Here is an 11,351-nt window from a genome sequence, read left to right on the forward strand (position 1 = left end):
TAAACCGGCTGATTACTGTTGTTCTTTGAGGAAACACACGACCGCCTGGCGATCGTCTGCAGAGGCCAGCCCCATGTAGGGCATATAGGTCCCCGGCACAAAGGCCTGGGGTTGAGCGATGAGTTGCGCGATGTTTTCAGCTTGCCAATTGATGTCTTTGTTGCGCATGGCCTGGGAGTAGTTGAAGCCTTCCAGCGAACCGGATTTACGCCCGACCACACCCGCCAGGTTAGGTCCCATCATCCCCACCACCCCCTTGTTCACCGAATGACAAACACCGCATTCATTGGCGAAGACCTGGGCGCCATGGCCTTGGTCGGGTGTGCACTCAGCCGCCAGCGCGGCGTGCGTCAGGGTGAATGAGAGCAGACCCATGAGGGGTAATCGCAGGGAGGTGAACATAAGATAACGACCTTGGAATCCGCGCGCTCGTCAGACGAGCGCCAACACTGAAAGTACCGACACAGCGCCGCATCGGTGGGGGTTGGTACGGATTGTCGATGGTCGTAGGCACGCAGGTTTTGTCCTGCGTGCCAGTTGTGTTGGTGGGGCTGCCAAACGGGCCAATCTGGCAAGCACAGCCAACTCTTTGGCAACCACACAAAAGGGCGAAAAAGTTCCGGGCCGTAGTATCGAAAAAGACCGCAAACCTGCGCTCAAGAACAAGAACGGATGCCACACATGCTCAAGTTCCCCTTGCTTCGTCTCTCGACTCTCGCGCTGATGATCAGTGCCGGCCAGGCTGGCGCCTACGAAATCCATGCCGATGACGACAGTCACCTGAACGCTACACTGGAAGCGGTATTCGGCATTTTCCACAGCCAGGAAAACTACGCGCTGTCCGGCCGCCTCGACCAAGCTCGTCGTCGAGGCGCGAGGGCTACATCAAATATGGCCTGAGCTTCGACAAAGGCCTCGCCGGTGTGGGCACCGCGTATGGCGCGGCGAACCTGCTCAGTTCCGGCACCTGGGGCGACGGCGATGCCGCGGGCTTCAGCGACGGTTCGGAACGCACCACCAAGTTCGAAGACGCCTACCTCGGCTGGCGCTCGGGCAAGCTCTTTGACGTGCTCGGTGAAGACGGTGTGGACCTGTCCTTCGGCCGCCAGAACATTGTGGTCGGTGACGGTTTCCTGATTAATGGCGACGCGCTCAACTTGGGCAAAGGCCTGGCCGACGGAGAATTCAACCGTGGAGGCGCCTACTGGCTGGCCGCGCGCAAAGCGTTCGACGAGACCGCCGTGTTGCGTCTGGGTGGCAAGGAAGGCTGGCGCGGCGACCTGATGTGGTTGAAATCAGACAATCGCGCCCAGGCCAAGGCCGAAATGTACGTCGGCACGCTTGAACACGTCGCTGAAGCCGGCACAGTCGGTTTGACCTACATCGACAGCACCGATGTCGACGAGCAATACGCCTCCCCTGCGCAACTTGAGCGCGACGGCATGAAGACCTACAGCCTGCGCGCGACAGGCAACGCCGGGGTGAAAAACCTGTTCCTCTCCGGCGAATACGCCAAGCAGGACAAACCCCACACCGCTACCGAAGATGCCTGGTACCTGGAAGCCGGCTGGACCTTTGCCGACGTCGCCTGGACGCCGTATGTCAGCTATCGCTTCAGCCGGTTCTCGGAAGGCTACGACACCCTGTTCTACGGTTTCAGCCGCGGATACGGCACCTGGTTCCAGGGTGAAGTCGCCGGTAACTACGCAGGCCCGTTCAACACCAACTCGCGCATCCAGAACGTCACACTGAAAGTCTCGCCACTGGAAAACCTGACGGTGGGCGCGATGTATTTCAACTACGACACCATCGACCGCAGCCTGGGCAATACCGATGGCCACGAAGTCGACTTGTATGCCGAATGGCACGTCCACGAGCACCTGACCGTGATGCCGCTGATCGGCCTCTACCAACCGGACAAGAGCGCCGAAGATGGCGGCACCCAGCTGGGCAACAACGATAAAAACCTCTACAGCCAAGTGGTGTTTGCCACCACGTTCTAAGCCAGACCGGGGCAGTCTGACCCGCCAACAACTGCGGCAGGAGCTGAGTACACAGCTTCACCAGGCCCTGATCGACAAGCCCGACCTGCTCGGGCTGGTTGGCCGAGGTGATTGGCTGCGGCGCGGTGTTCGGGCCGATCGCTACGTTCTTCTCGTTGGTGTAGGCGGCCTCCCGGCAGCTGTTCGCCATGGCCCGCGATGGCTTGTTCCCGCAGTGGCTGGGGAAAACCGGCAAGCGCGGCACTCCATTCTTCAATGAAGAACAACGTGAACTGTTGCAACAGGCCGGTCACCGCGCACTCCGCGACCTGCGCCAATATGGTCGGCATCTGGACAACTTTGGGATGATTCACGCCGACCTGGTGCCCGAGAATTTGCTGATCGAAGGTGCCAACCTGCGCCTGATCGACTTCGACGATACCGGGTTCGGTTGGCACATGTTTGAGCTCGCCACCGCGCTGTACTTCTGGCTGGACGACCCGCGTTATGAGCACATCAAAACGGCACTGTTTGCTGGTTATGAAGCGATCAAACCGCTGACTGCGGCTGATCGAGAGACGCTGGCGCTGTTTCTGCTGCTGCGTGGCACGACGTACCTGGGCTGGATTCATACCCATAAAGGCACGCCGACGGCGATTGAGATGGCGCCGATGTTGATTGATCGGGCGTGTCGGTTGGCGCGGGAGTATTTGCAACAGTAGCGGCAAACGCCAGAGCTTGTGTGGCGAGGGAGCAAGCTCCCTCGCCACAGTTACGCTAAACGCTTTTAATCAAGGCGGTTTCAGCACGCCGCACCGGCATGCTCAACTGCCGCCCAGTAAGAACTCGCTGATAAAAGTACTCATGCACCCAGCTCTGTGTTGAACAAGCGTTGCGTACGAAAATGCGCGATCAACCAGACACCGTCGACACAGCGGAAATCGATGTTCAGCCGCGTGCCGAACAATTCGCTGCGCCGATCGGCGTAGGTGCAAATCTGCTGCATGATCCATTGCCCTTGCGCCGTGCTGCCGTCGACCACGATCGACTCGCTGGTGAGGTAATGAACGGCGTACCTGGCTCTCCCCTTCGAGCGTCTCCAGAGCTGCTGCAAGGCCTCGTTCATGGCTTAAACCTTGGCTGCGTCAGGGATGGTCAGCGGACGGCCGATGCGCGCTTCGACCTTGGCGTAGCGCCACAGGCTGTATTCGTTCACCGGCGTGGGCGGGACAGGTTGCAGGCGTCGATCACCGACTGATGGCAGTCGACGTCGGCCATGATGTAGACGGTCCATGGCGAGGTCGTGGATGGGCCGACCATCAAGCGATCATCGTCCATCGCGCCAAGCACGGTGATGCCCGGCATGGCGCCGAGTGAGCCCATCAACTGGCTGAAGCCTTTCCACACGCTCAGGCCTTCGCCGGTCGGCAGGTCGAAAAAGTTCTGGGTGATGCCGATGCAAAAGACGACGCGCAGGGGTTCTTGGGTGGCTTGCGACATGGGATTGATCCTTGAAGAAGTGATGACGATTCAGATGTAGCCAGGAAATGGCGGCGAGCTGCGCTTCGGCCTTGGCAATCTCGATGCGCACATAGGCGCGGTCGGCCATCTTCGGCGCGCCGGTGATACCACTGCCGGCGGCCATCCGGCTGACTGCGTGGCTTGCCGCCGGCGGCGCCGATACCGACACCCAGCAGGTCAGCGCCTTTACAGCCGCTGGCAAATTTCCAGGTGCCATTGACCTGCCAACCGCCCTCTACAGCTTCGGCGGGTTGCAACGGGAACAGGCCACCGGCAAACACCAGGTCGGGGCTTTGTGCGTAGATTTCGGAGAGGGTTTCTTTTGGCAGCGCGGCGAGATACACGCCGGCGCTGCCAAAGCTGGCGACCCAGCCCGCAGAGCCGTCGGCTTCGGAGATGCGTTCAATCATTTGGAGAAAACGTGCCGGCACCAAGGCGTCACCGCCAAAGCATTTCGGTGTCGCTGCACGGTAAATCCCCACCTGTTTGAAGCGCTCGATCATGTCCCGTGGTACGTGGGAGCCGGTGTCGAATCTGCCAAAATCGAACGACTTTTACACCCTCATCGAAGCCATGCCGTTGTGCATCATTCTTCACGACGCACAGAGTAAGGAGATTCTCTGGGCCAACGCCGCGGCCTTGAAGGCGCTCGGCTTTACCCTGGAAGAACTGACTCCGCTGAAAGCTCCGGACATGACCCGCGACGCGCCGAAGTACCGCCGTTCGGTAGGTTTGCGTTGGCTGGAGGGCGTCGCGCGCACTGGCCAGCGCGCCATCGAGTGGTGTTATCGGTCCACACAAGGGGTGGAAATTCTGTCCGAGGCGGTCGCGACCCTGGTGCATCTGGATGGCCGCGATGTGCTGATGGTGCAGTTCCGCGACGTCACCGAGCAAGTCCGCACCGAAGAAGCACGGCGCGTCAGCGAGCAAAAGCTCGAATACCTGGCACGCTACAACGCGATGGGCGAAATGGCCGTGGCAATCGCTCATGAACTGAGTCAGCCACTGGCCGCCACCCGCAACTTCATCGAAGGCGCGGTGATTCGCCTGGGCAACGTTGAAACGACTGAACAAGGCGTCGCCTGGGGTTTGCAAAACGCCGTGTGACAAATCGAGCATGCCTCGCAGATCATCAAAAGCGTGCGCGATTACGTGGTCAAGCTGGAGCAATCCGAAGAGCTGATCGACCTCAATGAGCTGCTGCGCGAAACCCGTTACTTCATCAGCCTGTGCGCCGACCCAAGCTTGATCAAAGTCGACATTGTCACCAGCCCCGAACCGCTGCTGGTGAGTTGCGAGAAAGTGTTGATCGGCCAGGTCATCCTCAACCTGGCCTTCAATGCGATTGAAGAGATGAGCGATCTGCCCGTCGAACGGCGTCTGCTGCGCATCCATGCCAGCGCCGACAAAGAGTTCGCATTAGTGAGCATCGAAGACTGCGGTCGCGGCATTCAAACCGAGGCGCAAGAGACGCTTTTCGACGCCTTCTTCTCTTCCAAGGTCAGCGGTAACGGCATCGGCCTGGCCCTGTGCAAAAACAACATCGGCCGTCACCGTGGCGATATCTGGGCGCAAAACCTCGAGCCCTGCGGTGCCGTTTTTACCTTCTCCCTTCCCCTCGCAACCCCCGCCTGACGCCGCAATCGCCGCGTGTGCAGCCAGTTTCATCAGACTGGCACAGACACACAAACACTTGGCAGCCACAACAATTCTCCGGTTTTCCCGGCGAGGCAGAATCGAACTGCAAAAATCTGCCACTGCACCCGCGATGTGCGAGAACAATAATTCAGGGAGTTCCCCCTAATGCGAGCCACCAGGATCACCGTACAGTCAGGGCTGAGTCTCAGCCTGCTGGTACTCGGTTTGAACAATGCCAGCGCTGATCTGCCCGCTGACACGATCGGCCAGACCACCTTGGCGTTTCCCGCTGAAGCACACCGAGCATTCATCATTGATGTTGAATTCGAGAGTTTCGTGGCGGGCCGTGTCACCGTGGTCGACCCTGACCAAAAACGCGTCCTCGGCATGGTACCGACCGGCTTTGCCGCCCCCTCGACGCTGAGCCATGATCGCAAGACTATCTACAGCGCCGACATCTTCTACTCCCGTGGTACCCGCGGTACGCGTACCGATGTGCTGACCGCCTGGGACAGCTCGACCCTGTCGCCGGCCTGGGAGCTGTTGATTCCGACCAAGCGCGCCGAATCCCTGACCCAGCGTTACGCGCTGAAGCCGAGCGGCGATGACCGCTTCGTCTACGTCTACAACTTCACCCCTTCGACCTCGGTGACCGTGGTCGATACCCAAGCCAAGGCAGTCACCACCGAAATCGCGATTCCGGGTTGCGTGCTCAACTACCCGATCGGCAACCGCCGTTTCGCGTCGCTGTGTGGCGACGGCAGCTTGCAGGTGGTCACTCTAAATGACCAGGGCCAGGAAGCCTCGCGCAGCCGCACGCCGTTCTTCGACCCGAACGCGGAAAAACTGGTGGAACGCGCCGTGAACGTCGGCGACACCTATTACTTCACTACCACAACGGGCACCGTGCGGCCGGTGGATTTTGCCGGTGAAGCGCCAAAAATCCTGCCGTCCTGGTCGTTGACCACCGACGAGGAAAAGAAAGCCGGCTGGGCTCCGGGTGGTTGGCAGCTGATGGCCGTCGCGCCGAAGCTGGACCGTTTGTACGTGCTGATGCACGACGCTCACGAACCCATGAAGTGGGAAGACCCAAGCCCGCTGATCTGGGCCTTTGACCTCAAGACCCACAAGAAACTGGCGACCCTGCAAGCACCGGTTCCGGTATGGAGCATGCAAGCGACCGGCGACGACAAACCGCTGTTGCTCGGCACCGACGTGGAAGGCGGCTTGCAGATCTTCGACCTCAAGACCAATACGCTCACCGGCAGCATGCCGAAAGTCGCGAAAACGGCGACTCAGGTTCTGAGCTACTAACGAGGTTCGGCCATGTACACAGATCCGATCTTCATCATTGCCAGCGCACTCGCTATTGCCGTGTTGCTGGCCAGTGCCGCGACCCACAAGGTGCGGGCGCCGGTGCGTTTTGCCAAGCAACTGGCTGACTACCGGCTACTGCCCGATTCGCTGGTGCGCCCGAGCGCCAGGTTGATTCCAGTGCTTGAGCTGGTGATTGCCTTTGCGCTGCTGGTTCCGGCCTGCCGTTCCTGGGCTGCATGGAGCGCCGCCTGCCTGATCGCGCTGTATGCCACCGCCATTGGCATCAACCTGTGGCGCGGCCGTCGGGATATCGACTGCGGCTGTGCCGGCCCGGATCAGGCGCAGCCACTGCACCCGATTCTGCTGCTGCGCAACAGCGTGCTGGTGGGGTTGGCGTTGCTGGCCAGCGTCTCGCCCATCGTCCGCGACCTGAACGTTTTCGACGGCTTTGTGACCGTCGCCGCAAGCAGCGTCGCGCTGCTCATTTACGCCGCAGCCGATGGCTTGCTGGCGAACTCCCCTCTTCTGCTCAAACTGATTGGTAGGTGATCAATGGAAGGCTTAATCGTTTCCAACGTTCTGCTCTGGATGCTGCTGCTGGCCGTGGCGTTTGTCGTCATGGGCCTGGTTCGGCAGATTGGTGTGCTGCACGGCCGACTAGCCCCGGCCGGTGCGCTGATGGTCGACAAAGGCGTGGCCGTCAACGAGCCCGCGCCGCAAGTCACCGCGACCGACCGTCACGGTCGCCCGGTGAACTTCGGCTATGCCGGTGAAAAATCTCAACTGCTGTTCTTCCTCTCGCCGACCTGCCCGATCTGCAAATCCCTGCTGCCGGCCATTAAATCCATCGCCAAGGAACAGGCCGGTCGCCTCGACGTGGTGTTCATCAGCGACGGCGACATGGACGCTCAGCAAGCGCTGATCCGCGAGCACAAACTGGACGACGCCACTTACGTGGTCGGCCCGCAAGTGGGCATGACCTATCAGATTGGCAAGCTGCCTTACGCTGCGCTGATCGACAAGGCTGGCACCCTGCGCGCCAAAGGCCTGGTCAATTCCCGCGAGCACCTGGACAGCCTGTTCGAAGTCGAGCACCTGAAAAGCGCCACGCTGCAGGAATACCTGAACAGCCAACCTCACACGCACGACCACAGCCACGGCCATAGCCACTGATTAAGGCAGGGAGACTTTTATGAAACTGCTGGATCTGTTGTTTGAGCGCTCGACTCGCCGTGTCGCCGACACCACCTCGCGACGCAAACTGCTCGCGCGCATGGGTTCCTTGATGGTCGCGGGCGCTGCGCTGCCCTTGCTGCTGCCGCTGGATCGCACCAGCAAAGCCCTGGCCGCCGATAACCCGAAAGCCGGCGACCCGGGTGATCCAAACAGCTGCGACTACTGGCGTTATTGCTCCATCGATGGCTTCTTGTGCAGCTGCTGCGGGGGCTCGGTCACGTCCTGCCCGCCGGGCACGGAAGCGTCGCAAGTCACCTGGATCGGCACCTGCCGCAACCCGGCCGACGGCAAGGACTACTTCATTTCGTACAACGACTGCTGCGGTAAGCAAAGCTGCGCCCAGTGCGCGTGCACCCGTAACGACAGTGAAGAACCAGCCTATCGTCCGTTCAACAACAACGATGTGAACTGGTGCCTGGCCGCTAAATCGCACATCTACCACTGCACCGTTTCGATCATACGCGGCGTTGCGATTTAACGTGCATTTGCCGTCGGTTGCTCGCGCAATCGGCGGTTTTTTTCTGTGTTTGTGGGCTGTTTTTTGTCATTGTTACCGACAACAAGAAAAAGGTGTTTGTCATGCGTAGGTTGCTATTGCTCGGTCTTGTCTGCGTCATGACCGCCCCGCTCGTTTACGCCAGAGCCATTCCCAACCCGGCCCAGCGTCATGCTCCGGGCAACGAAGAACTTCAGAAACCCATTTCCGAGGCCGGCTACAGTGTTGGCGTGAACTACCAACTGCAATGCGCCGGTTGCCATCTGGGTGATGGTATGGGATCCCCCGCCAATGACACGCCTCGACTACAGGGGTTTGTCGGCAATTTTCTAAAAGTACCGGGCGGCCGCGAATTTCTCGTTCGCGTACCCGGTATGTCACAGTCCGCGCTGAATAACACGCAGTTGGCCGACTTACTCAACTGGTTAATGCGTGAAGACGGCATGGCTGGCAAAAGCACCCCCGCGCACTACCAGCCTTACAATGCCGAAGAAGTCTCCGCGCTGCGCCAAAAAGCCATGCTCAACCTCCCGGGCACCCGCGCCGAATTGATAAAAGATATGCGCGCGCAAGGCATTGCGATTGAAGACGGGATGAGTTACTGATTTCGGCACAGAGCAAAAGGTTTCTGGCAAGAATCAAAAAGAAACTATTCACCCGTTGTAGCAAAGTGCAGGTGTGCCTCTCCTCAGCTCGCCTGAAGGAACTCAGAAATGTTCGCCTCCGTTGCGTTGCTTAAAAGAAAACCGCTTGCCCGGCTCGCGCTGGCCATTACCTTGGGTACCCTCGGCTTGCCTTGCTGGATGTCCAGTGCCCATGCCCACGGCGGCCATGCTGAAATGGTGCCATTGCAGTCGACCCTTGAGGACTTCGGCGCCACGGTCAAATGGGACGACTATTCCGACCTGTTCGTGATTGCCAAGGACGGTGTCTACCTCAAGGTCAAACCGGGTAGCAAGGTGGCCGTGCTCAACGGCAAACGGATGGAGTTTTCAGTGCCGGTGGTGTTCAAAGGCAAGACGGCGTTCATGTCCAAGGACTTCATCAACCAGGTCTTCCAGTCCGGCCTGGACAAGACGTTTGTCGTCGAGACCCGCCCTAACCCGCTCAACCCGCTAAGCGCCGACGAAATCAAGGCGGCGGTGAATGTCGTCAAGAATTCCGCCAACTACAAGCCCGGCTTTCGTTTCACCGAAGTTTCTGTCAATGAGCCACCCAAGGATCAGGTCTGGAATTTCGTCTATACCGGCCAGAACGTAACCCAGCCTCGCCAGGCCAATATTGTGGTGCTCGATGGCAAGCATGTGATCGAGGCGCTGGTCGATCTCGACAGCAAGACACTCAAGTCCTGGGAACCCGTCGAAGGCGCTCACGGCATGGTCTTGCTGGACGACTTCGCGACCGTGCAGTCGGCTGTAGAGTCGAGCCCCGAATACGCGCAAGCACTGGCCAAGCGCGGTATCACGGATGTCAAAAAAGTCGTGGCCACGCCATTGACCGTCGGTTACTTCGACGGCAAAGACGGTCTGGCGCAGGATAAACGCCTCCTGAAAATCGTCAGCTACCTCAATATCGGTGATGGCAACTACTGGGCGCACCCGATCGAGGGACTGGTGGCGATTGTCGATCTGGAGCAGCAGAAGCTGATCAAGATCGACGATCAGGCCGTCATTCCGGTTCCGATGAAACCGACACCCTATGACGGGCGTGGCCGCAAAGGCACGCAGGTCAAGCCGCTGGAGATCATTGAGCCGGAAGGAAAGAACTACACCATTACTGGTAACAGCATTCATTGGCAGAACTGGGACTTCCATGTTCGCCTCGATTCTCGGGTCGGCCCGATACTGTCGACGGTCACTTATGACGACAAGGGCAAGAAACGCAAAATCATGTACGAGGGCTCGCTGGGCGGCATGATCGTGCCTTACGGCGATCCGGACGTCGGCTGTACTTCAAGGCTTACCTCGACTCGGGCGATTACGGCATGGGCACGCTGACCTCGCCGATCGCGCGCGGCAAAGACGCCCCGGAAAACGCCGTGCTCCTGGACGCCACCATTGCGGACTATACCGGCGCACCGACCTCGATTCCGCGCGCAATGGCCGTGTTCGAGCGCTACGCCGGCCCGGAATATAAACACCAGGAGATGGGCCAGCCTAACCTCAGCACCGAGCGTCGTGAGCTGGTGGTGCGCTGGATCAGCACCGTTGGCAACTACGACTACATCTTCGACTGGGTCTTCCAGCAGAGCGGGACCATCGGCATCGATGCCGGCGCTACCGGTATCGAAGCGGTCAAGGGTGTGAAATCCAAAACCATGCATGAGGCCACGGCCAAGGAAGACACCCGCTACGGCACCCTGCTGGACCACAACATCGTCGGCACCACCCACCAGCATATCTACAACTTCCGTCTGGATATGGATGTGGACGGTGAAAACAACTCACTGGTTGAAGTGAACCCGGTGGTGGTCGCGAACGACCGTGGCGGACCGCGGACCAGTACGATGCAGACCGAGCACAACGTGGTCAGCACCGAACAGCAAGCCACGCAGAAATTCGACCCTTCGACCGTCCGGTTGATGACCAATTTCAACAAGGAAAACAAAGTCGGCAACCCGGTTTCCTATCAGCTGATTCCGTATGCCGGCGGTACTCACCCGGTGGCCAAGGGTGCCAACTTCGGCAAGGACGAATGGCTCTATCACCGCCTGAGCTTCATGGACAAACAACTGTGGGTGACGCGCTACAACCCGGACGAGAAATACCCGGAAGGTAAATACCCGAATCGCTCGGACAAAGACTCAGGCCTGGGACAGTTCACCCACGATAACCAGTCCATCGAAAACACCGACGATGTGGCCTGGCTGACCACGGGCACCACTCACATCGCTCGGGCCGAAGAATGGCCGATCATGCCGACCGAGTGGGTGCATGTGCTGTTGAAGCCGTGGAATTTCTTCGATGAGACACCGACGCTGAACCTCAACGCCCCGAAGTAAACGCACACAGAACCTTGTGGGAGCGAGCAAGCTCGCTTGTATGTTTAGACTTGAAGGGGTGGGCGGGACTAAAAGCTCGATTCCGACTCTGACCAGTACGGACCGTGGGAGACTTCTCGTCCCGCCCTTTCTACCCGAAGCGCCGATAAGGAATTCATCG

At 59.4% G+C, this 11,351-nt stretch carries 7 protein-coding genes and 6 pseudogenes; 9 read left to right on the plus strand and 4 right to left on the minus strand.

What is annotated here, in order from left to right:
- Positions 1-12: 12 nt before the first annotated feature.
- A complete protein-coding gene (locus BZ163_RS11775; RefSeq protein ID WP_128871058.1) occupies positions 13-402 on the minus strand; it encodes a c-type cytochrome in 390 nt (129 codons plus the stop codon).
- A 279-nt stretch (positions 403-681) separates the two neighbouring features.
- On the opposite strand from BZ163_RS11775, the pseudogene BZ163_RS11780 reads away from it, so the two are divergent.
- Positions 682-2,003: pseudogene (locus BZ163_RS11780) on the plus strand (hypothetical protein).
- 254 nt (positions 2,004-2,257) lie between these two features.
- Positions 2,258-2,704 (plus strand): annotated as a pseudogene (locus BZ163_RS11790) (phosphotransferase enzyme family protein); the annotation flags it as partial.
- 140 nt (positions 2,705-2,844) lie between these two features.
- Here the strand turns inward: BZ163_RS11790 and BZ163_RS11795 are convergent.
- The 3 genes and pseudogenes from BZ163_RS11795 to BZ163_RS11805 all read right to left on the minus strand — a co-directional run.
- The gene (locus BZ163_RS11795) at positions 2,845-3,108 is read right to left on the minus strand and encodes a nuclear transport factor 2 family protein (RefSeq protein ID WP_256578987.1); all 264 of its coding nucleotides are present in this window, start codon (positions 3,106-3,108) and stop codon (positions 2,845-2,847) included.
- A gap of 3 nt (positions 3,109-3,111) precedes the next feature.
- A pseudogene (locus tag BZ163_RS11800) lies at positions 3,112-3,482 on the minus strand (hypothetical protein).
- Positions 3,436-4,036: pseudogene (locus BZ163_RS11805) on the minus strand (hypothetical protein); the annotation flags it as partial. The pseudogenes BZ163_RS11800 and BZ163_RS11805, both read right to left, overlap by 47 nt.
- Here BZ163_RS11805 and BZ163_RS11810 point away from each other — a divergent pair.
- The 7 genes and pseudogenes from BZ163_RS11810 to tynA all read left to right on the plus strand — a co-directional run bounded on the left by BZ163_RS11810 (position 4,005) and on the right by tynA (position 11,191).
- Positions 4,005-5,138: pseudogene (locus tag BZ163_RS11810) on the plus strand (sensor histidine kinase). The pseudogenes BZ163_RS11805 and BZ163_RS11810 overlap by 32 nt on opposite strands.
- Before the next feature lie 168 nt (positions 5,139-5,306).
- Positions 5,307-6,455 carry an amine dehydrogenase large subunit gene (locus BZ163_RS11815; protein ID WP_128871059.1) on the plus strand — a complete coding sequence of 383 codons (1,149 nt, stop codon included), beginning with the start codon at positions 5,307-5,309 and terminating at the stop codon, positions 6,453-6,455.
- 12 nt (positions 6,456-6,467) lie between these two features.
- Positions 6,468-7,007, plus strand: a complete 540-nt coding sequence (locus BZ163_RS11820) for a MauE/DoxX family redox-associated membrane protein (RefSeq protein ID WP_128871060.1) — start codon at positions 6,468-6,470, stop codon at positions 7,005-7,007.
- Positions 7,008-7,010: 3 nt separating this feature from the next.
- Positions 7,011-7,631, plus strand: a complete 621-nt coding sequence (gene mauD / locus BZ163_RS11825; protein ID WP_128871061.1) for a methylamine dehydrogenase accessory protein MauD — start codon at positions 7,011-7,013, stop codon at positions 7,629-7,631.
- A gap of 19 nt (positions 7,632-7,650) precedes the next feature.
- Positions 7,651-8,172: a methylamine dehydrogenase light chain gene (locus tag BZ163_RS11830; protein ID WP_128871062.1), complete on the plus strand. Its 522-nt coding sequence runs from the start codon at positions 7,651-7,653 to the stop codon at positions 8,170-8,172.
- Between the two features lie 101 nt (positions 8,173-8,273).
- Positions 8,274-8,795, plus strand: coding sequence for a cytochrome C (locus BZ163_RS11835; RefSeq protein ID WP_128871064.1), 522 nt, complete (start codon positions 8,274-8,276; stop codon positions 8,793-8,795).
- 108 nt (positions 8,796-8,903) lie between these two features.
- A pseudogene (gene tynA / locus BZ163_RS11840) lies at positions 8,904-11,191 on the plus strand (primary-amine oxidase).
- The last annotated feature ends 160 nt before the right edge of the window (positions 11,192-11,351 follow it).

It is taken from the genome of Pseudomonas sp. VI4.1, assembly GCF_002029345.1.
Lineage (GTDB): Bacteria > Pseudomonadota > Gammaproteobacteria > Pseudomonadales > Pseudomonadaceae > Aquipseudomonas.